Source organism: Lonepinella sp. BR2357, assembly GCF_051851525.1.
Taxonomy (GTDB): Bacteria; Pseudomonadota; Gammaproteobacteria; order Enterobacterales; family Pasteurellaceae; genus Lonepinella.
In genome coordinates this window covers 76,101-98,008 of the sequence record NZ_JBPDVG010000005.1, presented here as the reverse complement: position 1 = coordinate 98,008, position 21,908 = coordinate 76,101, and the positions used below count along the sequence as shown (strand labels likewise).

Here is a 21,908-nt window from a genome sequence, read left to right as displayed (position 1 = left end):
ACCGCACTTTGAATTGGCTCACAAAGTGCGGTGATTTTTTTTGAACTTCAAGGAGGCTTATGGCAAATCAATACACCAAAATCATTGAAGAATTACGGGATAAATCGGATAAAGAAAGTAATAAAAAAGCCCTTTATAACTTTTATCAAGGATTAACATATCCCGCACTACAAGCTCAATTTACCCAAGAATTGATTGAACAATTCGAGGATTTAATTGAGCTTTTTCATTACCGACATTTACACGATTATATTTAAGGAGAGAGTATGGCAGAAACCAGTATGATGGATTCACTGAGTGAAGCCTTTTTTGGTAAGGATGTGGATTGTGACCAAATAAAAAAGGATATTAACAGCGTTCCTGAAAGCTCAAAATTAACTGACGCAAGTGCCAAGGCTCGTGCTTTAGCTATGGCAGATTATGCTTGTAAATATTTTGCAGCTGCTCAACAAAACGCCCGAGCTAATATGATTATCGCATTAATTCAACAAGCTGCCTCCTTTTATTTTGCAGATAAACAGCACGACGTAGCAAAACAAGCACAAAACCGTTTTGATGAAATCTGGAACAACCAAAAAGACAAAAGCGACAAGCTGTTTAATCATTGGTATGACAACAGCCGACCGATTGAAATTGACATGCTCAATGAATCAAGAGCAAGGGAGCAAGCAGGTTATCAAGTAGATTATGAAACCGCCAAGAACCGAGCTGTCGCCATGGCTCGTAGTGAGTTTTCCAGAGCAAGGGATAAAACACGACGAGAAAGTAATATACATTGTGTCGGTGCAACACGCACAGCGTTACGTCAATTACAGCTGGCTGAAGCAAGAGCTGCGGTATTGGCAACCAACCAAGCTATTCGTATGGAAGAAGAACGCAAACATCAACGTGAAAGCCAATATCGAGAAGAAACGTACAAATGGAACGCCTTATTCCAAGGACGAGTAGCCGAAAGCCTTAATGCAATTCGCACCGCACAACAAGCTGCGGCTGCCGCAAGTCAGATTAATCCTTATGAGGGGTGGTCTAATTCAGTGGCTAATTTAAGCCATATTGGTGCAACTATGGGAACAGCAAACATGGTCAGTTTCCAAGGAGCCAACACCTTAACACCGTCTTTATTTGGCAGTGGATTTTACAATAACTAGGAGCAAAAATGAAACCAATTAAAATTGACAGAAAAGTCGCTAAAACCACTTTTCACATTGATAATTGCAGTCAAGCTGACAATGCAACTATTGAGATTACCCGAGTGGGTGGAGGCGATACCATTGTTTATCCGTCATTAGAACTCACGGACTCAACAGTGACGTTTATGTGGGACGATGTCTTATATAAAGCTCGTTCAGGGCGTTATCAAGGGATTATTCGTATAGACGGCTGTAAACCATTTTGCGTACCGATTCATATTGGTTGCAGTTGCAATATGGGCAGTAGCGAAAACGGCTATTTTCATTCACAAGAATGTTTGGGGTGCTAACATGGGTTACAAATGGTTAAACGGCTATTCAACAAGCCTTAATGCAAAATTAAGTTCAACAGATCGCATTCTTCCCATTGATGATGCGAAAATACTTTCACAAACCTTGGATGCAGATCACAGCTACCTTGTCATCAATGACGGCACAGGAGCAGAAATTGTCAAAGTTATTAGTTTTGGTCATCAAGTCAAAATCGAACGAGGACAAGACGGCACAGAGGCCAAAACCTTTCCTTCCGGTAGCTGCGTAAAATGGGAAGTCACTAAACAAGGCATGACGGAAACCGTATGTAATAGCGACTTTAAATGTTGTGATTTGGATGATTGTGGGTGTGGTAATTGATCGTAAAAGACCGCAGAAATGCGGTCTTATTCCTACTCACAAAAAAACGACTTTCCACTCGCCTGACTTTCTACAAAATCGCCCCAATGTTGCATATATTCCACACGCTGTTCTAAATAGCGTGCCTTGTTATATGCTCCCCTGACGGTAGAATATTCAAAATGAGCTAAACAAATCTCAATGATTTCAGGATTAAATTCCTGCTCATTCATATAAGTACTAAACATAGCTCGCAAACCGTGAGCAGTAAGTTTATTCTGGAATCCAATACGTTGTAATGCCTTGTTAGGCGTGTCTCTCGCCATAGGTTCATTTGGCCGTCGATCGCTTGGGAAAATATAGTTTGAGTGACCGCTTAACTTCTGAATAAATCGCAATAAATGGATAGACTGACGAGATAACGGTAAAGTAAAATCCTGAACCTTGCCTGCTCGACCTTTCATTTTGGCTTTTGGAATCTGCCAAAGTTGATTATCCCAATCAATTTCTGACCATTCTGCTTGGGTCACCGTTCCCACTCGAGCAGAAGTCAACAACGTAAATTCAATGGCACATTTCGTTTTTAGTTCAAGATTACTAGATTGAATCTGTTGTAATACAGAAGATAACGCACTAGGTGGAAGTGTGGGGTTATTTTGTGTTACCTGTTTAACAAACACACGCCCAATATCCGCCGTAGGATTGTATTGCAAAATGCAATGATTAACAGCGTGAACCATAATACTATTGAGATAACCAATTAAACGGTGCAAGGTATCTAGTTTGCCGTCTTTTTCTAATTGCTTAAATTTCTCAATCGCCAATGGGGCGGTAATTTCAGTAATGGGTAAATCACCAAATAGCGGGAACAAATGATTTTTAATTCGTCTTACGGTGTCATCATGGGTAATTTTCTTTAATGTCCCCAGTTTGACCGCATTTTCACGCAATCGAAACCAATCTTCCGCCACTTTGCGAAAGGAATTATTTAACGCAATAATTTTATCTTCCGTTATCTTGGCATTGTGTGCCAGCGGATCGATATTTTTCACCAACAAAGCACGATATTCTTCACGCATACGCCTTGCATCAGCCAAAGACAATTCAGGGTATCTACCTAAAGAAATAATCGTTCTTCGTTTGCTAAATGGCTTGTAATACTGAAATCGCCAAAGTTTACTCCCATTGGAACGCACAAACAAAAACAACCCATTCCCATCAGAAAGGGAATAATCCTTGTCTTTCGACTTAGATTTTTCCACTTCCGTATTGGTTAATGGTTTCACTGTAACCGCCATAACAGCTCCTTTTGGTATTACATAATCATCTCACGAGATAATACCATCTTCACCTTTTGGTATTACGCCCATAAAATTTCGGAAAATAGCTTACCAAATATAATACCAAAAATATTGGTCAGTATTGAGCTATTTTGAACTGTTTTGAACGATAAAATAGCTAAATCACTAATAAATCTGGTAATTTGTTTTCTGTTTTGAACTATATTGAACGGTATCGGAAAAGGTGATGGTGCGACTAGCTGGACTCGAACCAGTGACCCCCACCATGTCAAGGTGGTGCTCTAACCAACTGAGCTATAGTCGCATATTTGAAATATGAAAAATGAGATTGTTCTCAAAAGTGCGGTAATAATATAGAAAGATTTTGTGAAAAACAAGTTCTTTTTTCACCGCACTTTTCAATTGCTTAATCTTTCAACGCTTGGATCTTTTGAATGACGTTACTGGTGGAGCAACCGTTTTCAAAATTCAAGACTTGAACGTCGCCGCCATTGGCCCAGACTTCTTTGGCGCCCGCAATATCTTCAGGATTGTAATCTCCACCTTTAACTAATAAATCAGGTAAGATTTCAGCAATTAAACGTTGTGGCGTGTCTTCATCAAAGGCAACGAGCCAGTCCACTGAAGATAAGCCTGCGAGTACAGCCATGCGACTGGCTAAATCGTTGATTGGGCGTGTTTCGCCTTTTAAGCGTTTAACGGAATGATCGGTGTTCACGGCAACGATTAAGCGATCGCCGAGTTTTCGGGCGTTTTCTAAGTAGGAAACATGACCAGGGTGCAAAATGTCGAAACAACCGTTGGTCATCACAATTTTTTCGCCCCGATCTTTGGCTAATTGCACTGCTGTTTTGAGTTCGCTTTCGTTCATAATGCCAAAGCCAGTCGAGGTTCTGCCATGAATCGCATTTTCTAATTCCACCGTTGATACCGTAGAAGTACCGAGTTTTCCCACCACGATACCGGCAGAAATATTGGCTAAATAACAAGATTCTTCAAAAGAACGACCATCTGCGAGAGCGGTAGCAAGCACGCTGATGACGGTATCACCAGCACCGGTGACATCAAACACTTCTTTGGCCACGGTTGGCAAGTGATAGGCCTGTTGGTTTGGGCGTAATAAGGTCATGCCTTTTTCTGAACGAGTGACTAAAAGTGCGGTTAAATTAATATCAGAAATCAGCTTTAAGCCTTTTTCAATAATATCTTCTTCGCTGTGGCATTTTCCCACCACCGCCTCAAATTCGGACATATTCGGCGTTAATAAGGTGGCGCCACGGTAGCGTTCAAAGTCAGTCCCTTTTGGATCGATCAAAACTGGCACATTGGCTTGGCGTGCGATTTGAATCATCTTTTGAACTTCCGCTAGGGTGCCTTTGCCGTAGTCGGAGAGAATTAACGCACCGACATTTTTCACCGCACTTTCTAATTTTTGTAATAAGTCATTGGTCGGGGCTTGATGAAAATCTTCTTCAAAATCAAGACGTAATAGTTGTTGATGACGAGAAAGAATACGTAATTTAGTAATGGTCGGATGGGTGTCTAATTTAACAAAATTACACTCAATTTTTTGTTGTTCTAATAAGTGTGTTAAGGCAACCCCTGTTTCATCATGACCAATTAAGCCGAGCAATTCAACTGGTACGTTCAATGAGGCAATATTCATGGCAACGTTAGCGGCACCGCCTGCACGTTCTTCATTTTCTTGTACGCGAACCACTGGAACCGGAGCCTCGGGAGAAATACGGTTAGTCGCACCAAACCAGTAGCGGTCTAACATCACATCACCAAGAACTAACACTTTTGCATGGGGAAATTGTGCAGAGAATTGATTCATAAAATATGTCCTAATAGTATAGAATAAAAATATTTTTGCTGATTTTACCACAGCATAAAACAGTTTGGCTTAAAATTTCGATGAAATTCGGTTAAACTATGCGGAGTTTATTTATTGAGGGGCATTATGTCGGAAAATCATCATCCTTATCCAAGGTTTCAAAAAGCGTTTCTGCATCCTAAATACTGGGGATTTTGGTTAGGCTTGGGATTATATTGGTTACTATTATGTTTGCCTTATCCTTGTTTGGTGAAAATCGGTAGCGGATTAAGTGGGATCTTTAAGCGGTTAAAAGTCGGCAAGCGTCGTGCCAAAATTGCACAGCGTAACCTTGAATTGGCTTTTCCTGACTGGTCGGCACAACAACGAGAGGAAGTCTTACAAGCCCATTTAAATAATGTGGGCATGGCCATTATTGAAACTGGAATGGCGTGGTTTTGGTCGGATCAACGGATTAAAAAATGGTCGAAAATTGATGGCGTGGAATATCTAAAAGAAAATGCCAAAGACGGGATTATTTTAGTGGGCGTGCATTTCTTAACCTTAGAATTAGGGGCGAGAATTGTCGGGCTGTATCACCCAGGGATTGGGGTGTATCGCCCTAATGATAAGCCGATTATGGACTGGTTACAGGCTTGGGGAAGAATGCGTTCCAATAAGCATTTATTGGATCGGAAAAATTTGCGAGCCATGGTAAAAGCACTCCGCCAAGGGGATACGATTTGGTATGCCCCCGATCATGATTATGGGCGAAAAAGTGCGGTGTTTATTCCGTTTTTTGCGGTGCAAGATGCGGCCACAACCACAGGATCTTATTATTTACTGAAAGCCTCCCCCACCAGTAAGGTCATTCCTTTTGCACCGTTACGCAATAAGGATAATTCAGGTTATACCGTCACCATTTCTCCGCCGGTGGATTTCACGGATGTGAGTTCAGAAAAAGAGATTGCGATTCGGATGAATCAGGTGGTGGAAAGTGAAATTATGAAAGGGGTGGATCAGTATATGTGGTTACACCGCCGTTTTAAAACCGAACAAGACGGCGATGACGGCAAAAAATATCGTTAAGGATAGATGAATTTTACCGCAATTTATGGTAAAACTCGTTAAATTATTTTATATCGACAAATAGGAAAGAAAATTTATGTCAAATTTACAAACAATCATTGAAAATGCCTTTGAAAAACGTGCAGAGATTACCCCAAAAACCGTTGACGCTGAAACACGTTCAGCTATTGAACAGGTTATTGAGGGATTAGACAAAGGCACTTATCGTGTGGCAGAAAAAATTAATGGCGAATGGGTCACCCATCAATGGTTGAAAAAAGCTGTGTTACTTTCATTTCGTATCAACGATAACCAAGTGATTGACGGTGCAGAAACCAAATATTATGACAAAGTGGCGTTGAAATTTGCTGATTACACTGAACAACGTTTTGCTGAAGAAGGTTTTCGTGTCGTGCCGTCAGCCACCGTGCGTAAAGGGGCCTATATTGCAAAAAATTGCGTGTTAATGCCGTCTTATGTGAATATCGGGGCTTATGTGGGCGAGGGTACCATGGTGGATACCTGGGCGACCGTGGGATCTTGTGCTCAAATTGGTAAAAACGTGCATTTATCAGGTGGCGTAGGCATTGGTGGGGTATTAGAACCGTTGCAAGCCAATCCAACCATTATTGGTGATAACTGTTTTATCGGTGCTCGTTCTGAGGTGGTCGAGGGCGTCATTGTGGAAGATGGTTGCGTGATTTCCATGGGCGTATTTATTGGTCAATCGACACGTATTTATGATCGTGAAACCGGTGAAATTCATTATGGTCGAGTGCCTGCCGGTTCTGTGGTAGTGTCTGGTAGTTTGCCGTCTAAATGCGGAAAATATAGCCTTTATTGTGCCGTGATTGTGAAAAAAGTAGATGCTAAAACCCTTGGTAAAGTCGGTATCAATGAATTATTGCGTACCATTGATGAATAAGGCGATTGATAAAAATTAAGCAATTAACAGGGCAAAGGGAACTTTGCTCTGTTTTTTTAGTCGAACGTGAAACCATTTGATTTAATCAAATGACTTGAATTGTAAAGAGAGTGTAAAATTTTTTGCATTTTACAATAAAATTGTTCACAATATGCAACCATCGGCAAGACCGATATTATTAAACAAACATTTATTTAGGGAAAAAAACAATGAAAAAATCAGTATTAGCAACATTCGTATTAAGTTCAGTATTCGCATTAGCCGCTTGTGATCAAGCATCAAAAGATCAAATGTCATCTAAAGTCGAAGAGGCAAAAGCAAGCGTAGTTGAAGCCAAAGATGCGACTGTTGAAGCAGCAAAAGAGATGAAAGATGTTGCCGTAGAAAAAGCCACCGAAGCTAAAGACGCTGTTGTTGAGAAAGCAACTGAAGCCAAAGATGCCATGGTAGAAAAAGCCGGCGAAGCTAAAGACAAAATGGTAGAAATGAAAGATGCGGCAGCAGATAAAATGACTGAGATGAAAGATTCAGCGTCAGAAAAAATGACCGAGATGAAAGATTCAGCGTCAGAAAAAATGACCGAGATGAAAGATTCAGCGTCAGAAAAAATGACTGAAATGAAAGACGCAGCGTCAGACAAAATGACTGAGATGAAAGACGCAGCCTCAGACAAAATGACAGAAATGAAAGATGCCGCAAAAGAAAAAGCGGCTGCCGCAGCAGACGCTGTTTCAGAGAAAGCAGCAGAAGTAAAAGAGGCTGTCACTCAATAATTCATTTTGAATTTCACTGAAAGGAAACCAAATTGGTTTCCTTTTTTTATTATCAATTATGTGCTAGAATCAGCGGTCAATCAGTGTTTATTTATAAGGAAACAAAATGCAAGTATTAGAAGGCGTATTAGCCGCACCCAATGCAAAAATTGCCGTCGTAGTGGCTCGTTTTAATCATTTTATTAATGACAGTTTAGTAGATGGAGCGATTGATGCGTTAAAACGTGTTGGTCAAGTGAAAGATGAAAATATTACCTTGGTGAAAGTGCCGGGGGCTTATGAATTGCCATTAGCCGTTCGCCGTTTAGCGGATAGCAAAAAATATGACGGTATCGTTGCTTTGGGTACGGTTATTCGTGGTGGTACAGCACATTTTGAATATGTGGCTGGCGAAGCGAGCAGTGGAATTGGTCATGTTTCTCTTGATGCGGACATTCCAGTGGCATTTGGTGTATTAACCACCGAAAATATTGAACAAGCCATTGAGCGTGCGGGCACCAAAGCAGGCAATAAAGGGGCTGAGGCTGCATTAGTCGTGTTAGAAATGATCAACTTACTTGATCAAATTAAATAACAATGGGCAATCCTATGACTGAACCAGTGAAGAAACCCTCAGCACGTCGTCGTGCCAGAGAATGTGCTGTACAAGCCTTATATTCTTGGGCTGTTTCGCAGAATGAGGCGGCAGAAGTGGAATTGGCTTTTGTGTCTGAACAAGATTTAAAAGGCGTAGATGTGGCCTATTTCCGTCAATTATTCCGTCAAACTGTGGATAATTTAGCGGCGGTAGATAGCACATTAGCACCTTTTTTAGACCGCACGTCGGAAGAATTAACTCCGATTGAAAAAGCCATTTTGCGTTTAGCGACCTATGAATTGAAATATGTGCTTGATGTGCCTTATAAAGTGGTGATCAATGAGGCTATTGAAGTGGCTAAAACCTTTGGGGCAGACGATAGCCATAAATATGTCAATGGCGTATTAGATAAAGTGGCACCGTCTTTAGGGCGTCGATAGTCCCCCTCACCCCAGCCCTCTCCCAAAAGGAGAGGGAGCTTATACAATGTGTGGTAATTTAGTATGGCAAAAAGCGAATTTGATCTCATTGATACCTTTTTCACACAGCAAACTGTACAACGTGCGGATGTACAACTCCATATTGGCGACGATTGTGCATTAACCACCATTCCAATGGGCAAATCCTTGGCCATTACCACCGATACCATGGTGGAAAATTCGCATTTTTATCCGAATATTGCTCCCCGAGATTTAGGTTATAAAGCCGTGGTCACCAATTTAAGCGATTTGGCCGCCATGGGGGCTGAACCAGCATGGATTTCATTAGCTTTAACCTTGCCGAAAGCAGATGAAAATTGGTTACGAGCTTTTAGTCAGGGCATGTTTGAAATCTTGAATGAGCATCATGTTGCCTTAATTGGTGGTGATACCACCAGTGGAAGCGTGCCGTCTATTACCATTACTGCCCAAGGATTTGTGGAAAAAAACACCGCACTTCGCCGTGATCAAGCGAAAGTGGGGGATTGGATTTATGTCTCTGGAACACTAGGAGATGGGTTAGCCGGTTTTTATTTGCTTTCCGATTTGTATCAAGGCAAGAAAAGTGCGGTGAATTTAGAAGAAAGCTATTTAATTCAACGCAATCTCAGACCCACACCCAGAATTTCCCTTGGATTAGCCTTAACGCAACATCAATTATCCTGTTGTGCCTTAGATCTTTCTGACGGCTTAGTCGGCGATCTCGGGCATATTTTAGATCGAAGTGGGGTAAGTGCGGTGATAAATTTAGAAGATTTACCTTGTTCTTCAGCTTTGCTTAATTTATATGGACGAGAACAAGCGGAGCAATTTGCTTTGCAAGGGGGCGAAGATTATGAACTCTGCTTTACGGTTCCCGATCATCAAAAAGCCTTATTGGAGCAACATTTAGCCCCATTAAAGGTGCCTTATACCTGTATAGGCCGTATCGTGGAAAAAAATCCACAGCAAAATATGACTTACCAACGACAGGGAAAAATGGTAGATTTACATATCTCTAGCTTTGAACATTTTAAATCATGACAGACAACATAAAAACCCCATTACAACGACTTCGTCTAACCAACCCTGTGCATTTGCTTGCAGTGGGCTTGGGTTCAGGTTTAATTCATCCCGCCCCAGGTACTTGGGGCAGTTTGGCTGGATTATTACTCGGCATATTATTCATGCAAATGATGCCATTAAAAATATTCATTATTTTCACCGCAGTTTGCTTTTTATTAGGCTGTTATTTATGCCAAAAAACCTCTGATGATATGGGTATCCATGATCATGGTGCCATTGTTTGGGATGAATTTGTCGGCATTTGGATCGTTCAAATTGGCTTGGTTGGGTTGTTCGCCGAACATTGGATTATCGGCAATGTATTAGCATTTGTACTCTTTCGTTTATTTGATATTTGGAAACCCTTTCCGATTAAATATTTTGATCAAAAATTAGAAAGCGGTTTTGGGATTATGGTTGATGATGTGTTGGCTGCAGGCTATGCCGTGTTGGCTTATTTTTTGATGTCATTTGTGGTGTAACATGCTGAATTTAATTATTGTGCATTTTTTCGGTTTATTAAGCCCCGGCCCTGATTTTTTATATGTGAGTCGCATGGCGGCCAGTAATTCAAGACGCAATACAATTTGTGGTATTTTAGGTATCACCTTTGGTGTCGCCATTTGGGCAGCCGCAGCCATTTTAGGCTTGGCGATTTTATTTAAAACCTTACCGATTTTACATGGCGTCATTATGTTACTCGGTGGCAGTTATTTGGCTTATCTTGGCGTAAAAATGGCCAAAAGTCGGCAAAATACCGTGTTTGCTGAACTTACGGAACAGGATTTTAACCAGAAAACGACCATTAAAGCCGAAATCATGAAAGGCTTATGGGTCAACCTTTCCAATGCTAAAGTGGTGATTTATTTCAGCAGCGTGATGTCTTTGGTGTTGGTCAATATGCAAGAAATCTGGCAAATGGCTACCGCATTTATCATTATTCTGATTGAAACCTTTTTGTATTTTTACACCGTTTCTTTGTTATTTTCTCGTCCCTTTGCAAAACGTTTTTATAGTCAATATAGTCGTTATATTGATAATGTGGCGGGGGTTATCTTTTTAGCGTTTGGGGGGTATTTGGTTTATAGTGGGGTACAAGAAATTTTATCTTAAATAGACACAATAGTAGCCAAAATAGCAGAATATGTTATAATTTAGCCATTATTGTATCCATTTTAAGATTATGCTATTACCTTTTTATTCTGCCAACGAAACCCAACAAGCCTTTGCGGATTATTTGCGTAAAAAACGCAAAAGCAAAGGTTTTTCAAGAGAGCAACTGGCTAACGTCAGCCTTGTGCCAGCCTCAACCATTAAGAAATTTGAAACCACAGGACAAATTTCTTTTCGTCAATTATTGCAACTTTGGCAAATTTTAGATGATTTAACCGCATTACATGAACTCACTAAACGTTCAACAGAACCTATGCCAAAAACCATTGAACAAGTGCTAGCCATGAATAAGGGGAAAAGATGAAAACCAATGATCTATCAAACGTATAAAAATTCTCCGTTTTAGTGATTAAATTCCCTTGTTGCTACCCAACAATCTGATCACTTAAAAAATTTCCCCTACGCAAACCTTTGCGGTTTTGTGTTATTTCCCATTCCTTGTTAGACTAATGCGTCATAATCAGAACAGAAAGGAAATAACGCATGGATTATATTGAAATATTGGGCTATGTCGCCATGATTTTGGTATCAGGATCGTTTTTATTAAAAGATATTGTGAAATTACGTTTAGTCAATTTGATTGGGGCAATCTGCTTTATTATTTATGGCTTGCTGATTAGTTCATGGCCAGTGGCGGGGTTGAATATCTTTGTGGCTTGTGTGAATGGCTATTATATCTCTCAAAGCATGAAAGCCAAGTAATTTCTTAGACCGACGAAAGGCGAGTATTAAGCTCGCCTTTATTTTAGCAAATCCTTTAAACTGGCTTTCATCACTGACATTTTCTTTTCATATTGGGCTTTGTTTTCTCGTTCATCAATCATATACATAATGGTTTGTGACAACGTCATGCCCATTTTGCGAGAATATTTAGATAGGCGTTGCCAGACCACATATTCTAAATCAATGGATTTCTTTTTAGTATGTTGTTTTTCCGCATTGAAAAAGCGTTTACGTCTGGCTCGAATGGCTTGATCTAATTTAATGACTAAGTGTTCAGATAAATGATCGGCAATCCAAGCCTCAATTTGTTCGGGCTGATTTTTGCAAGCAATCAAGGCGATTACCTTATCTTCCGCTAAACTTTTTTCTTGATAGCGAGTAATATTTTCGCCATCTCGGTGTTTCTTGGTGAGATAAAGCCATTTCCATTGGGTTTCTTGATTTTCAAGTTTTTGATATTTCATTGCTTTCTCATTATTAGTGACGTGGTAACTGAAAATAATATACCTTTATTTTGTTTTTTTTTCTAGTAGATTTTTTGAATTTTGATGAAATGTGAGATAATGCGTGATTATTTGATTTGATAAGAGAAAGAAACGTGGCGTTATCCGAACAAAAATTAGCGTGGACCGCATTACAACCGCATTTAACGGCATTGGCAACAGAGGCAGGGGAACAACATCTGCGAGATTTTTTCGCCTTACAACCACGAGCCTGTTCGGCTTTAACCCAATTCTTGCAAAATTCGCACCGCAGTTTGTTGGTGTTAAAAGCGGACGATCAAAGCGAATATGCAAGTGCGGTGGAAAAATGGGTCAAATCACAACAAGCACCGTTACAGGTATCGGGGGTTCAGTATGAAGTGGCACAAGGAGATAGTTTTTCCTTTGCCCAAGTGAACGTTCAACCGGCCCAATCCGTGCAAGATAATTTTGCTAGCAAAAAAACCGTCGCCACGGCACTGTATTTTGATCATGCAAGTTTGTTCGGTGCAATTCGGATTCATCCGACTTCCCATGATATTCAGCTTAACGCCGGTTTGGTACATCAACTGAATCATGGCGTGTTAATTTTAAGCGTGAGCCAGTTGTTAAACCATTTTGATTGTTGGGAACGCTTAAAACATATTTTGGCCACCAAGCAATTTGATTGGTATTCGGCCCATCCGTTTAAAGCCTTGCCGTGCGAGATTCCCAGTTATCCATTAAATTTAAAGGTGATTTTACTCGGCAATAGAGAAGAATTAGCGACCTTGAATGACCTCGTGCCAGATCTTTATCATCTTGCAGAGTATAGCGAAATTGAAAGTTATATCAGTGTGGAAAAAGCGCCACAGCAACAGGCATGGCAACAATATGTGTTGTCTTTTGCCGAACAACAATTTTCGCCTTTAACCCCTGACGGTTTGGATAAATTATATCAATGGCTCGTCAGGGAAAGTGAAAGTCGAGTGTTGATCAATACTTCTCCTTTGAAACTCACACAAATTCTCAGTGGTGCCAGTCAGTTAAGCACAAATCACCATGCGTTAAGTGCGGTGGATATTGAACAATATTTTCAACAGCAATCTCAACAACAAGGTTTTCTGCGTCAACAAGCCTATGCGGATATTTTTTATCATCAAGTCTATATTGAAACGGAAAATGAGGCGGTTGGGCAAATTAACGGATTATCGGTGGTGGAATTTAGCGGCACGCCAATGTCCTTTGGCGAACCCTCTCGAATCAGTTGTATCGTACAATTTGGTGATGGGGAAGTAGTTGATATCGAAAGAAAAAGTGAACTGGCTGGCAATGTACATGGCAAAGGCATGATGATCGCAGAAAACTGCCTAGCCAATATTTTGGACATGCCGTCCCAACTGCCTTTTTCTGCCTCGCTAGTGTTTGAACAATCTTATGGCGAAATTGACGGCGACAGTGCGTCTTTAGCGGCTTTTTTAGTGCTAGCCAGTGCGTTATCGGATTTACCGATTCCACAATCCATTGCGGTGACGGGATCCATTGATCAGTTTGGTTTGGTGCATTCCGTGGGCGGTGTGAACGATAAAATTGAAGGCTTTTTTGCTATTTGTCAGGGCCGAGGATTAAACGGAAAACAGGGCGTAATTATTCCTGAATCCTGTTTGTATCAGCTTTCGTTGACAGATGACGTAGTAACTGCGGTGAAAAATAATCAATTTTCTATTTGGGTAGTGAATGATGTGTTCGAGGCTTGTGAAATTTTGTTTGATCGTCCATTAATTGCCGAGCAGCCAGTGCAAGAAAAAAGCACCATTGCTCAACTGATCACAAAACGTATTGAGCAATATGCTGAACAACATCATGCACCGCCATTTTGGTTAAAATGGTTTAATAAAAAATAACTGCTCGGAACTGTTTAGCGAACACGTGTTAGCTATATCTTTTTAAATCAAAGTCTGTTAATATGGCGTTAATTCAGTGAAATCACTGAAAAACACCATATTATTTAATTTAAAAGAGAAAAAAATGACTAACACCTGTACACCAAATGCAATGCCAGAACGAAAAAATGCTTACAATTATGAAGATTTATTAGCCTCTGGACGTGGTGAATTATTCGGCGAAAAAGGCCCACAACTTCCGGCACCTACCATGTTAATGATGGATAGAGTCGTGGAAATGAACGAAACGGGCGGTTTATTCGGTAAAGGCTATGTCGAGGCTGAATTAGATATTAAACCAGATTTATTCTTCTTCGATTGTCATTTTATCGGCGATCCAGTTATGCCAGGTTGTTTAGGTTTAGACGCTATGTGGCAGTTGGTTGGTTTCTATCTCGGTTGGATCGGTGGCGAGGGCAAAGGCCGTGCGTTAGGGGTTGGCGAAGTGAAATTCACTGGTCAAGTGTTGCCGACCAATAAAAAAGTGACCTATAAAATTCATTTCAAACGCGTGATCAACCGTAAATTAATTATGGGCGTAGCAGATGGCGAAGTGTTGGTTGATGGGCGTGTGATTTACACGGCGACGGATTTAAAAGTGGGATTGTTTCAGGATACTTCAACCTTCTAATTTAATTGTAAATTGGTTTTGATAAGCTCAAGGGTTGCCTTGAGCTTTTTGTTTTAATTTTTTCGTAAAGGCGGAGCGATATATCCACCTGTTGAAATACCTAAACATTAACTAAATCCGGCTCACATCAAACTTCGCCAAATCAATCCGATCTTCCGTACCATAAAATGCACACAAGGCTTTGCGTAAGGTTTCTGCTCGTTTTGGCAGGCCTTTTTCAGCGTAGATTTTAACTTGTTCATACACCGCTAATTTAAACGGCATGGTATCCCCGACTTCACCATTTAAATTATCTGAACTGGCAAAATAACGGAAATTGGCCGCAGTAGATAAAATCCATTCTAGCGCTTGAGGTTTGACTTCGGCTTGTTCAAAATCCCGTTGACGTTGTTCGGTTCGTCCATCAGGTTCATACCAATAACCAAAATCTTCCAGTTTACGGCGTTCTTTGCCCGCCACTAACCAATGTGCAATTTCGTGCAAAGCGCTACTGTAAAACCCTCGGGCAAAATGGATCGCATGGTAAGGCACTTGATCATTCGCCGGTAAATAAATCGGTTCATCACCGCCTTTGATTAATTTGGTGTTGAATTCGCTATAAAAACATTGATTAAAAATGGCAATAATATCGTCTAATTGATGGATCTCTGAATCTGGTTGCATAAGATTGTTCCTTACCTATTTTAAAACGTATAAATATTGTTATTTAACTCGGAAATGAATTTATCACGTTGTTGGTATTGGGTTTCATTTAACAGAAAAAAAGGCAAACAAAGCCAACTTGGCTGTTTTATTAGATAGCTTAATAAACGTAATACTGGAATAGAAATTTCGCTATCATATTCATCCAATAAGATCATGATACCAAAGATAAATAAAACAATCTCCATCATGAAAGCTAACCATGTCGCAAATATAAAATTACTGCCCAAAGAAACCGGCACCCATAAATTGATAAGGCTGACGATCAGGATCAAAATAAGATACATATCAAGTCGTAGTTTGCGAAAACGTGGGATAAGGCGAATAAGAATAAAAATACTCACAACGAAAGAATTAATCATGGTTTTTCCTTGATAAAATTAATGCGATTATGCTTAGGGAGAGGGGAGAATTTGGGTTGGATTATAGCATAATTTAGGGCAAATTTCCATGTAAAAATAATCGTCGTAAACCCTCTTGATGAGGAACCAACAAATGCCGATATAAAGTATGTTTATCTTGATATTCGCGCTGTTTCTGTTCACAAAAACAAAATAACAAGGTAATATCTTGTGTATCACCACGCCGCCATTTTTGTACAAGGAAAATTATGCTCGAAGGCTTACTTATTGTGTTAATTCCCATGTTATTGGGCTATTTGATTAAATCAAAAAATCACGCATTTTTAACCGCAGTTAATCGCATTGTGATGTTACTGCTCTACGTGATTTTATTTGTCATGGGCGTTTCCCTTGGGCAACTTGAGGATGTGGCGCATAAATTACCGGTCATCGGTTTTTCAGCGTTTACTTTTAGTGCTTGTATTATTACTTGTAATATCATTGGGTTAGTCAGCTTTGATAAACTTAACCCAAAACCACTCAAACATTTGGGACATAATATTCCGCCCCGTTGGAAATTACTGTTAGACAGTGCCAAATTATGTTCTATGGTGATCATTGGCTTTTTTGTAGGCTTATTCACCAAAGGTACCATTCATTTACCTTTCGGCACTAGCACCTATGTCTTAATTGCTTTAATTTTCTTTGTCGGTATTCAACTACGCAATAACGGCATTTCGCTACGTGACGTCTTATTCAATAAACGAGGTATTTATACTGGACTGATTATGATCATCACCTCCTTAATCGGCGGTCTAATTTCCGCTTGGCTGCTCAATTTACCGATGACACAAGGGCTAGCGATTTCCTCAGGTTTGGGGTGGTATTCCTTATCCAGCGTGGTAATCAATAACGCTTGGGGCGCTGAATTTGGCAGTATTGCCTTTTTTAACGATCTATCCAGAGAAATTATCAGCCTCTTTGTAATTCCCTTTTTTATGTTTAACTATCGCTCCACCGCCGTAGGCCTTGCGGGTGCCACGGCGTTAGACTGTACATTGCCGATTATTCAGCGTTCTGGTGGCATGGAGGTTGTCCCTCTTGCGATTAGTTTTGGTTTTGTAACGAATATTGCCCCGCCGATTTTGTTGGTATTTTTCTCCTCCATTCCCTTATAAAAATTGGTAAAAATTGACCGCACTTTAAGCAACTGGAACATAATCCAAAAAGTGCGGTGCATTTCACTTTAATTTTTTCCTCATCTCTGTTACACTGATCAAACTTTTGGGGCTGATTTTGGATTCGACGGGATTGGCAAAGTCCAAAGTGCACGTCAAGGTGCGGTAGGCCTTGTAAATAAACCGCAAAATAATAGTCGCAAACGACGAACAATACGCTTTAGCAGCTTAATAACCTGCATTTAGCCTTCGCTCCCTAGCTTCCGCTCGTAAGACGGGGATCAAGCGGAGTCAAACCAAAACGAGATCGTGTGGACGCTTCGGCTTGGAGATCGAAACACTAAATTAAATCAAGCTAGTTTATTCTTCGCGTGTCTGTCCGCAGGGGGTAAGCGAAATTAAAGACTGACTAAACGTGTAGTACTGAAGATAGAGTAATTTCGGACGCGGGTTCAACTCCCGCCAGCTCCACCACTAACACATCTCACAAAGTATCAGAGAGTATCAAAGGCCTTGAGTTTTCAAGGCCTTTCTGTTTTGCCAAAGAATATTAGCAATAATTTAAAATACATCAAAAAAAGTCCATTATTCTTAGAGAAAATCTAATTAATGGTTAGTTCTATTATATGTCCACAATAAAATACTAGACATCATTATAAATAACTGCAAATATAAGCTGCATTTTATTATTGATAGGTAACAATTATGTTAAAAGAATTTTTTGATCTGATTGAATCAGGTATTAACTGGTTTAACCAAACACTTAGTACCCCATTGTGGGATATTACCATCGTATTATTATTAGGGGCTGGATTGTTTTTTACGATTACAACTGGCTTAGTTCAGCTACGTTTATTGCCGCAAAGTTTACGTGAAATGTGGTCTGGACGTGTTTCGGACGGCGATTCCTTAAGTCCATTTCAGGCGTTTACAACCGGATTGGCCAGTCGTGTGGGCGTCGGTAATATCAGCGGTGTGGCCACAGCCATTGCCATTGGTGGAGCGGGTGCTGTATTTTGGATGTGGATGACGGCATTGTTGGGCATGTCCAGTGCTTTCGCTGAATCCAGTTTGGCGCAGTTGTTTAAGGTACAAGATAAAGACGGGACTTTCCGAGGTGGGCCAGCGTATTACATCACTCAAGGTCTGAAAGCACCTTGGCTGGCGGTTATTTTTGCTTTATCGTTAATTTTTACTTTTGGTTTTGCATTTAATGCTGTACAAGCCAACTCAATTGTGGAGGCCACGCATAACGCTTGGCATTGGGATGCGCATTATGTCGGTATTGCGTTAGTCGTGTTAAGCGGATTAATTATTTTTGGTGGAATTAAACGGATCGGTGGATTCTCAGCTAAAGTGGTGCCGACCATGGCATTATTTTATTTAATTATTGCGGTGATTATTTTGGGCATGAATATCCAAAAAGTGCCTACGATTTTATCCGACATCATCACCAGTGCCTTTGATTTCTCTGCGATGGCTGGAGGATTCTTTGGCGCAGTGTTATCAAAATCTATGCTGATGGGGATAAAACGGGGTTTATTCTCCAATGAGGCTGGTATGGGTTCGGCACCGAATGCAGCGGCCACTGCAGACGTTAAGCATCCGGCTAGCCAAGGGTTGATCCAAATGCTTGGTGTATTTGTAGATACCATCGTGGTGTGTAGTTGTACTGCAATTATCATTTTATTATCCGATGATTACGCTTCTTCCGGCCTACAAAGCATTTCACTTACTCAACATGCTTTGCAGTTCCACGTAGGTGATTTTGGTTTGCATTTCTTGGCATTTATTTTATTCCTGTTTGCCTTTTCCTCGATTATCGGCAACTATGCCTATGCAGAAAGTAACATTCGTTTTATTAAAAACCGCCCTTGGTTAGTCTTGGTTTTCCGTCTTGTGGTATTATTCTTTGTGTATTTTGGTGCCGTGAATTCTGCCACGATTGTGTGGGATTTTGCCGATTCAGTAATGGCAATTATGGCCATGGTGAATTTGGTAGCGATTGTTTTACTGTCACCAGTGGTATGGATTATTTTGAAAGACTATCAACGTCAATTAAAAGCCAAACAAGAACCTGTGTTTTATGTAGATGAACATCCAAGTTTGAAAAAATATCAGCTTGATCCAAGACTATGGAAAAAATAATTCTGTTGAGTTCATGCTATTAATAGAAACATTTTAGGTTAATAGAAAATAAGGAATCATGGGCTAAGCCTTATAATAGGTTTTAGCTCATTTTTTAATGAATAAAGAGCTTATAATAAAATTCATATAAATACTTATTTCTGAAATCATATTCAAAACTAGCATAAAATAAACAAAAAAATTGCAAGCCTTTCGACTTGCAATTTCTGTATAAAACGAAAAATAAAAAATTAACGTTTTGAGTATTGTGGACGACGACGTGCTTTGTGTAAACCCACTTTTTTACGTTCAACACGACGAGCATCACGGGTAACAAAGCCCGCAGCACGTAATGCCGGACGTAAAGATTCGTCGTATGCCATCAATGCACGAGTGATACCGTGACGGATTGCACCCGCTTGACCAGAAATACCACCACCAGTAACAGTGATGTAGAGGTCTAATTTATCTGTCAACTCAACGAGTTCTAATGGCTGACGTACGATCATACGTGATGTTTCACGACCGAAATATACGTCTAAAGAACGTTGGTTAATGGTGATGTTACCATTGCCCGGTTTGATAAATACACGAGCTGAAGAGCTTTTGCGGCGACCTGTGCCGTAGTTTTGATTTGCTGCTGTCATTTTTCTGCTCCGTGATTAAATATCTAAAACTTGTGGTTGTTGTGCAGCGTGTTCATGTTGTGAACCTGCGTACACTTTCAATTTGCGGAACATTGCACGGCCTAATGGACCTTTTGGCAACATACCTTTCACCGCAATCTCAATCACTGCTTCTGGACGGCGAGCAATCATTTCTTTAAAAGTCGCTTGTTTGATACCGCCTACATAGCCAGTGTGCCAGTAGTAAATTTTGTCGTCTGCTTTACGACCTGTTACGGCTACTTTCTCCGCATTGATCACAACGATATAATCGCCAGTATCAACGTGTGGCGTGTATTCCGCTTTATGTTTACCACGAAGGCGACGAGCTAATTCAGTGGCTAAACGACCTAACGTTTTACCTGTCGCATCTACTACATACCAGTCACGTTTTACTGTTTCTGGTTTTGCTACAAAAGTTTTCATTAATTAAATTACCAATATTAAATATTAATACCCAGTGTTTGAACCAATTCCAAACACAACCATTGATCTCAATCATCACCCCTTCGAGTGCGATCTCGACAAATAATGAGTGATGGGAAAATCATCTCATTTACAGGGTCGTGCGATTATACAAGGTTTATCAGAGAAAAGCCAGCCATGTATGAAAAAATAAACAAAAAATAACCGCATTTTTCTCTCAAAAAACGAAAATCATACAAGACAAACGCAAAATTTAACGCTATGATAAGACAATAGTTTTATATCTTGCATTAACGATAATATTAAGGGGGCATTATGCAAAATATTCAGAACTGGTCAAATGAAATGTGGTTAGTGGCAGGCATTGGTTTCTTTGTCGGGTTTATTTTAGCTTACGTGTTAATTAGCCTAACCAAGGGTTCCGTCAAAAAACAAACAGAAACAGCCAAAGAGTTGTCACAAACCAAACAAGAATTAGACACGCAAAAACAATTATTAGAAAAACATTTTGCTGAAAGTGCCGATTTATTTAAAACCTTGGCGCAAGATTATCAGAAAATTTACCGTCATCTTGCCAAATCTTCTGAACAACTTTTACCAGACGCAAACAACAAAAGTTTGTTTTTGCAAAGTTTTATGAATTCAGAAAAATCCACGGCAGTTGAACCTGAAGCACCACCAAAGGATTATAAAGAAGGTTCTTCTGGGTTGTTAAAGAATTGATCTATTAGGGCGAATTTAACATGAATTCGCCCTTATTTTTTTAGTTAAACAAATAAATGATGATACTGTTCCAATTCCGCTTTCGTCAGAGAAAACACTCCTAATCCCCCATTTTTAAACTCAATCCAATGAAACGGCACATCAGGGAAACGAGATTCCAAATGAATCATGGAATTGCCTACTTCACAAATTAACACGCCATTATTTTTGAGATATTTCGGCGATTCGGCGAGAATTTTAACCACCAAATCTAAACCATCTTCCCCCGCTGCCAAGGCCAATTCTGGCTCGTGAGAAAATTCCTCTGGCATACAATCTAAATCTTCTTGATCCACATAAGGCGGATTGGTGACAATCAAATCATATTGATCTGGTGGTAATTGCACAAATAAATCCGATTGAATCGGAATCACTCGCTCAGTTAAACCGTGCCGTTCAATATTATATTCCGCCACATCCAAGGCATCACGGCTTAAATCCACTGCGTCCACTTCCGCTTCAGGAAAACGATCTGCACAAGCAATCGCAATGCAACCACTACCGGTACACATGTCTAAAATTCGGCTCGGTGCTTGCTCCACAAAATCCACAAAGCCATTTTGTATTAACTCACCAATCGGCGAACGAGGAATCAACACCCGTTCATCCACATAAAACGGCAAGCCACAAAACCAAGAGGTATTCACTAAATACGGTGTTGGAATACGATTTTCTACCCGTTGCGTCACCAATTCAATGAGCTGGGCTTTTTCTGTCTGCGTTAAACGGCTATCATACAAATCCGTCGGCACATCCAAGGGTAAATTCAGACTGCTCAACACCAATAAAGAGGCCTCGTCCCACGCATTATCCATACCTTGCCCATAAAATAAGGGTTCGCCGTTAAAGGTACTGTATGCCCAACGTAAATAATCTTTTATCGTATGTAAATCTTGTGACAACGTTTGTTCAGAAAAAGCCATTTTTGTTATTCCTATTTGGTAAAATAATGATTTTCCGTTAGTATATAGAAATTCTCGAAATTTGTCGT

The 21,908-nt window shown here is 40.2% G+C and carries 27 protein-coding genes, 1 tRNA gene and 1 other RNA gene; 20 read left to right on the top strand and 9 right to left on the bottom strand.

Translation table 11 applies throughout. From position 1 onward, the window contains the following. Nucleotides 1-59: 59 nt before the first annotated feature. Genes ACTG7L_RS04545 through ACTG7L_RS04530 form a run of 4 tightly spaced genes read left to right on the top strand, consistent with a single transcriptional unit; the run spans nucleotide 60 to nucleotide 1,823 of the window. A complete protein-coding gene (locus ACTG7L_RS04545) occupies nucleotides 60-257 on the top strand; it encodes a hypothetical protein (protein ID WP_439242498.1) in 198 nt (65 codons plus the stop codon). A 9-nt stretch (nucleotides 258-266) separates the two neighbouring features. After that, nucleotides 267-1,148 carry a hypothetical protein gene (locus ACTG7L_RS04540; protein WP_439327583.1) on the top strand — a complete coding sequence of 294 codons (882 nt, stop codon included), beginning with the start codon at nucleotides 267-269 and terminating at the stop codon, nucleotides 1,146-1,148. A gap of 8 nt (nucleotides 1,149-1,156) precedes the next feature. Then, nucleotides 1,157-1,480 (top strand): hypothetical protein, encoded by a 324-nt coding sequence (locus tag ACTG7L_RS04535; RefSeq protein WP_439327582.1) that lies wholly within the window; start codon nucleotides 1,157-1,159, stop codon nucleotides 1,478-1,480. Between the two features lies 1 nt (nucleotide 1,481). Next, nucleotides 1,482-1,823, top strand: a complete 342-nt coding sequence (locus ACTG7L_RS04530; protein WP_439327581.1) for a hypothetical protein — start codon at nucleotides 1,482-1,484, stop codon at nucleotides 1,821-1,823. A gap of 32 nt (nucleotides 1,824-1,855) precedes the next feature. On the opposite strand, the gene ACTG7L_RS04525 is transcribed toward ACTG7L_RS04530, so the two are convergent. The 3 genes from ACTG7L_RS04525 to hldE form a co-directional block, all read right to left on the bottom strand. Then, entirely contained in the window at nucleotides 1,856-3,100 is a 1,245-nt protein-coding gene (locus ACTG7L_RS04525) for a tyrosine-type recombinase/integrase (protein ID WP_439327580.1), read from the bottom strand. A gap of 230 nt (nucleotides 3,101-3,330) precedes the next feature. Beyond that, nucleotides 3,331-3,407, bottom strand: a tRNA-Val gene (locus ACTG7L_RS04520). A 102-nt stretch (nucleotides 3,408-3,509) separates the two neighbouring features. Next, the gene (gene hldE, locus ACTG7L_RS04515; RefSeq protein WP_439327579.1) at nucleotides 3,510-4,940 is read right to left on the bottom strand and encodes a bifunctional D-glycero-beta-D-manno-heptose-7-phosphate kinase/D-glycero-beta-D-manno-heptose 1-phosphate adenylyltransferase HldE; all 1,431 of its coding nucleotides are present in this window, start codon (nucleotides 4,938-4,940) and stop codon (nucleotides 3,510-3,512) included. A gap of 126 nt (nucleotides 4,941-5,066) precedes the next feature. On the opposite strand from hldE, the gene lpxL reads away from it, so the two are divergent. The 10 genes from lpxL to ACTG7L_RS04465 all read left to right on the top strand — a co-directional run bounded on the left by lpxL (nucleotide 5,067) and on the right by ACTG7L_RS04465 (nucleotide 11,660). After that, entirely contained in the window at nucleotides 5,067-6,008 is a 942-nt protein-coding gene (gene lpxL, locus ACTG7L_RS04510; protein ID WP_439327578.1) for an LpxL/LpxP family Kdo(2)-lipid IV(A) lauroyl/palmitoleoyl acyltransferase, read from the top strand. A gap of 76 nt (nucleotides 6,009-6,084) precedes the next feature. Next, on the top strand, nucleotides 6,085-6,912 hold the full coding sequence (gene dapD / locus ACTG7L_RS04505) for a 2,3,4,5-tetrahydropyridine-2,6-dicarboxylate N-succinyltransferase (protein WP_439327577.1): 828 nt from the start codon (nucleotides 6,085-6,087) through the stop codon (nucleotides 6,910-6,912). Nucleotides 6,913-7,121: 209 nt separating this feature from the next. Further along, nucleotides 7,122-7,685: a hypothetical protein gene (locus ACTG7L_RS04500; protein ID WP_439327576.1), complete on the top strand. Its 564-nt coding sequence runs from the start codon at nucleotides 7,122-7,124 to the stop codon at nucleotides 7,683-7,685. Between the two features lie 106 nt (nucleotides 7,686-7,791). After that, nucleotides 7,792-8,259, top strand: a complete 468-nt coding sequence (ribH, locus tag ACTG7L_RS04495; protein ID WP_439241824.1) for a 6,7-dimethyl-8-ribityllumazine synthase — start codon at nucleotides 7,792-7,794, stop codon at nucleotides 8,257-8,259. A gap of 14 nt (nucleotides 8,260-8,273) precedes the next feature. Beyond that, on the top strand, nucleotides 8,274-8,702 hold the full coding sequence (nusB, locus tag ACTG7L_RS04490) for a transcription antitermination factor NusB (protein WP_439241822.1): 429 nt from the start codon (nucleotides 8,274-8,276) through the stop codon (nucleotides 8,700-8,702). 63 nt (nucleotides 8,703-8,765) lie between these two features. Continuing rightward, nucleotides 8,766-9,764, top strand: coding sequence for a thiamine-phosphate kinase (thiL, locus tag ACTG7L_RS04485; RefSeq protein ID WP_439327575.1), 999 nt, complete (start codon nucleotides 8,766-8,768; stop codon nucleotides 9,762-9,764). Then, nucleotides 9,761-10,267, top strand: coding sequence for a phosphatidylglycerophosphatase A family protein (locus ACTG7L_RS04480; RefSeq protein WP_439327574.1), 507 nt, complete (start codon nucleotides 9,761-9,763; stop codon nucleotides 10,265-10,267). The genes thiL and ACTG7L_RS04480 overlap by 4 nt, the downstream gene beginning before the upstream one ends. Before the next feature lies 1 nt (nucleotide 10,268). Then, complete coding sequence (locus ACTG7L_RS04475; RefSeq protein ID WP_439327573.1) at nucleotides 10,269-10,898, top strand: homoserine/threonine efflux transporter; 630 nt, start codon at nucleotides 10,269-10,271, stop codon at nucleotides 10,896-10,898. 70 nt (nucleotides 10,899-10,968) lie between these two features. Further along, nucleotides 10,969-11,262 carry a helix-turn-helix domain-containing protein gene (locus ACTG7L_RS04470; protein WP_386685942.1) on the top strand — a complete coding sequence of 98 codons (294 nt, stop codon included), beginning with the start codon at nucleotides 10,969-10,971 and terminating at the stop codon, nucleotides 11,260-11,262. Nucleotides 11,263-11,441: 179 nt separating this feature from the next. Then, nucleotides 11,442-11,660: a YgjV family protein gene (locus tag ACTG7L_RS04465; RefSeq protein WP_439327572.1), complete on the top strand. Its 219-nt coding sequence runs from the start codon at nucleotides 11,442-11,444 to the stop codon at nucleotides 11,658-11,660. 38 nt (nucleotides 11,661-11,698) lie between these two features. Here the strand turns inward: ACTG7L_RS04465 and matP are convergent, their stop codons facing one another. Then, entirely contained in the window at nucleotides 11,699-12,145 is a 447-nt protein-coding gene (gene matP, locus ACTG7L_RS04460) for a macrodomain Ter protein MatP (protein WP_439327571.1), read from the bottom strand. Nucleotides 12,146-12,279: 134 nt separating this feature from the next. Here matP and ACTG7L_RS04455 point away from each other — a divergent pair, with 134 nt between their 5' ends. Together ACTG7L_RS04455 and fabA are read left to right on the top strand one after the other, a co-directional pair. Further along, nucleotides 12,280-14,046, top strand: coding sequence for an AAA family ATPase (locus tag ACTG7L_RS04455; RefSeq protein ID WP_439327570.1), 1,767 nt, complete (start codon nucleotides 12,280-12,282; stop codon nucleotides 14,044-14,046). 124 nt (nucleotides 14,047-14,170) lie between these two features. Continuing rightward, on the top strand, nucleotides 14,171-14,716 hold the full coding sequence (fabA, locus tag ACTG7L_RS04450) for a 3-hydroxyacyl-[acyl-carrier-protein] dehydratase FabA (RefSeq protein WP_439242338.1): 546 nt from the start codon (nucleotides 14,171-14,173) through the stop codon (nucleotides 14,714-14,716). 111 nt (nucleotides 14,717-14,827) lie between these two features. Here fabA and ACTG7L_RS04445 read toward each other — a convergent pair whose 3' ends face one another. Together ACTG7L_RS04445 and ACTG7L_RS04440 are read right to left on the bottom strand one after the other, a co-directional pair. After that, nucleotides 14,828-15,379: an elongation factor P hydroxylase gene (locus ACTG7L_RS04445; RefSeq protein WP_439327569.1), complete on the bottom strand. Its 552-nt coding sequence runs from the start codon at nucleotides 15,377-15,379 to the stop codon at nucleotides 14,828-14,830. A 20-nt stretch (nucleotides 15,380-15,399) separates the two neighbouring features. After that, complete coding sequence (locus ACTG7L_RS04440; protein WP_439327568.1) at nucleotides 15,400-15,780, bottom strand: hypothetical protein; 381 nt, start codon at nucleotides 15,778-15,780, stop codon at nucleotides 15,400-15,402. A 248-nt stretch (nucleotides 15,781-16,028) separates the two neighbouring features. On the opposite strand from ACTG7L_RS04440, the gene ACTG7L_RS04435 reads away from it, so the two are divergent. The 3 genes from ACTG7L_RS04435 to ACTG7L_RS04425 all read left to right on the top strand — a co-directional run bounded on the left by ACTG7L_RS04435 (nucleotide 16,029) and on the right by ACTG7L_RS04425 (nucleotide 19,085). Next, nucleotides 16,029-16,937 carry a lysine exporter LysO family protein gene (locus ACTG7L_RS04435; protein ID WP_439327567.1) on the top strand — a complete coding sequence of 303 codons (909 nt, stop codon included), beginning with the start codon at nucleotides 16,029-16,031 and terminating at the stop codon, nucleotides 16,935-16,937. Between the two features lie 108 nt (nucleotides 16,938-17,045). Beyond that, nucleotides 17,046-17,411, top strand: a transfer-messenger RNA (tmRNA) gene (gene ssrA / locus ACTG7L_RS04430). A 231-nt stretch (nucleotides 17,412-17,642) separates the two neighbouring features. Next, the gene (locus ACTG7L_RS04425) at nucleotides 17,643-19,085 is read left to right on the top strand and encodes an alanine/glycine:cation symporter family protein (RefSeq protein WP_439327566.1); all 1,443 of its coding nucleotides are present in this window, start codon (nucleotides 17,643-17,645) and stop codon (nucleotides 19,083-19,085) included. Between the two features lie 230 nt (nucleotides 19,086-19,315). Here the strand turns inward: ACTG7L_RS04425 and rpsI are convergent, their stop codons facing one another. Both rpsI and rplM read right to left on the bottom strand, forming a co-directional pair. Beyond that, nucleotides 19,316-19,711, bottom strand: a complete 396-nt coding sequence (rpsI, locus tag ACTG7L_RS04420) for a 30S ribosomal protein S9 (RefSeq protein ID WP_439242510.1) — start codon at nucleotides 19,709-19,711, stop codon at nucleotides 19,316-19,318. A 15-nt stretch (nucleotides 19,712-19,726) separates the two neighbouring features. After that, nucleotides 19,727-20,155 (bottom strand): 50S ribosomal protein L13, encoded by a 429-nt coding sequence (gene rplM / locus ACTG7L_RS04415; protein WP_439242508.1) that lies wholly within the window; start codon nucleotides 20,153-20,155, stop codon nucleotides 19,727-19,729. A gap of 324 nt (nucleotides 20,156-20,479) precedes the next feature. Here rplM and ACTG7L_RS04410 point away from each other — a divergent pair, with 324 nt between their 5' ends. Then, the gene (locus tag ACTG7L_RS04410) at nucleotides 20,480-20,878 is read left to right on the top strand and encodes a YhcB family protein (RefSeq protein ID WP_439257650.1); all 399 of its coding nucleotides are present in this window, start codon (nucleotides 20,480-20,482) and stop codon (nucleotides 20,876-20,878) included. Nucleotides 20,879-20,922: 44 nt separating this feature from the next. Here the strand turns inward: ACTG7L_RS04410 and prmB are convergent, their stop codons facing one another. After that, nucleotides 20,923-21,840, bottom strand: coding sequence for a 50S ribosomal protein L3 N(5)-glutamine methyltransferase (gene prmB, locus ACTG7L_RS04405; RefSeq protein WP_439327565.1), 918 nt, complete (start codon nucleotides 21,838-21,840; stop codon nucleotides 20,923-20,925). Nucleotides 21,841-21,908 lie beyond the last annotated feature (68 nt).

What these genes read in the sequence shown, in the direction of transcription:
- fabA (WP_439242338.1), top strand. Translation starts at nt 14,171, where the DNA reads ATGACTAACACCTGTACACCAAATGCAATGCCAGAACGAAAAAATGCT.
- nusB (WP_439241822.1), top strand. Translation starts at nt 8,274, where the DNA reads ATGACTGAACCAGTGAAGAAACCCTCAGCACGTCGTCGTGCCAGAGAA.
- matP (WP_439327571.1), bottom strand. Translation starts at nt 12,145, where the DNA reads ATGAAATATCAAAAACTTGAAAATCAAGAAACCCAATGGAAATGGCTT.
- ACTG7L_RS04535 (WP_439327582.1), top strand. Translation starts at nt 1,157, where the DNA reads ATGAAACCAATTAAAATTGACAGAAAAGTCGCTAAAACCACTTTTCAC.
- ACTG7L_RS04500 (WP_439327576.1), top strand. Translation starts at nt 7,122, where the DNA reads ATGAAAAAATCAGTATTAGCAACATTCGTATTAAGTTCAGTATTCGCA.
- ACTG7L_RS04445 (WP_439327569.1), bottom strand. Translation starts at nt 15,379, where the DNA reads ATGCAACCAGATTCAGAGATCCATCAATTAGACGATATTATTGCCATT.
- ACTG7L_RS04545 (WP_439242498.1), top strand. Translation starts at nt 60, where the DNA reads ATGGCAAATCAATACACCAAAATCATTGAAGAATTACGGGATAAATCG.
- ACTG7L_RS04465 (WP_439327572.1), top strand. Translation starts at nt 11,442, where the DNA reads ATGGATTATATTGAAATATTGGGCTATGTCGCCATGATTTTGGTATCA.
- ACTG7L_RS04525 (WP_439327580.1), bottom strand. Translation starts at nt 3,100, where the DNA reads ATGGCGGTTACAGTGAAACCATTAACCAATACGGAAGTGGAAAAATCT.
- ACTG7L_RS04480 (WP_439327574.1), top strand. Translation starts at nt 9,761, where the DNA reads ATGACAGACAACATAAAAACCCCATTACAACGACTTCGTCTAACCAAC.
- ACTG7L_RS04440 (WP_439327568.1), bottom strand. Translation starts at nt 15,780, where the DNA reads ATGATTAATTCTTTCGTTGTGAGTATTTTTATTCTTATTCGCCTTATC.
- lpxL (WP_439327578.1), top strand. Translation starts at nt 5,067, where the DNA reads ATGTCGGAAAATCATCATCCTTATCCAAGGTTTCAAAAAGCGTTTCTG.
- ACTG7L_RS04435 (WP_439327567.1), top strand. Translation starts at nt 16,029, where the DNA reads ATGCTCGAAGGCTTACTTATTGTGTTAATTCCCATGTTATTGGGCTAT.
- prmB (WP_439327565.1), bottom strand. Translation starts at nt 21,840, where the DNA reads ATGGCTTTTTCTGAACAAACGTTGTCACAAGATTTACATACGATAAAA.
- ACTG7L_RS04470 (WP_386685942.1), top strand. Translation starts at nt 10,969, where the DNA reads ATGCTATTACCTTTTTATTCTGCCAACGAAACCCAACAAGCCTTTGCG.
- hldE (WP_439327579.1), bottom strand. Translation starts at nt 4,940, where the DNA reads ATGAATCAATTCTCTGCACAATTTCCCCATGCAAAAGTGTTAGTTCTT.
- ACTG7L_RS04425 (WP_439327566.1), top strand. Translation starts at nt 17,643, where the DNA reads ATGTTAAAAGAATTTTTTGATCTGATTGAATCAGGTATTAACTGGTTT.
- rpsI (WP_439242510.1), bottom strand. Translation starts at nt 19,711, where the DNA reads ATGACAGCAGCAAATCAAAACTACGGCACAGGTCGCCGCAAAAGCTCT.
- ACTG7L_RS04530 (WP_439327581.1), top strand. Translation starts at nt 1,482, where the DNA reads ATGGGTTACAAATGGTTAAACGGCTATTCAACAAGCCTTAATGCAAAA.
- dapD (WP_439327577.1), top strand. Translation starts at nt 6,085, where the DNA reads ATGTCAAATTTACAAACAATCATTGAAAATGCCTTTGAAAAACGTGCA.
- rplM (WP_439242508.1), bottom strand. Translation starts at nt 20,155, where the DNA reads ATGAAAACTTTTGTAGCAAAACCAGAAACAGTAAAACGTGACTGGTAT.
- ACTG7L_RS04475 (WP_439327573.1), top strand. Translation starts at nt 10,269, where the DNA reads ATGCTGAATTTAATTATTGTGCATTTTTTCGGTTTATTAAGCCCCGGC.
- ribH (WP_439241824.1), top strand. Translation starts at nt 7,792, where the DNA reads ATGCAAGTATTAGAAGGCGTATTAGCCGCACCCAATGCAAAAATTGCC.
- thiL (WP_439327575.1), top strand. Translation starts at nt 8,766, where the DNA reads ATGGCAAAAAGCGAATTTGATCTCATTGATACCTTTTTCACACAGCAA.
- ACTG7L_RS04540 (WP_439327583.1), top strand. Translation starts at nt 267, where the DNA reads ATGGCAGAAACCAGTATGATGGATTCACTGAGTGAAGCCTTTTTTGGT.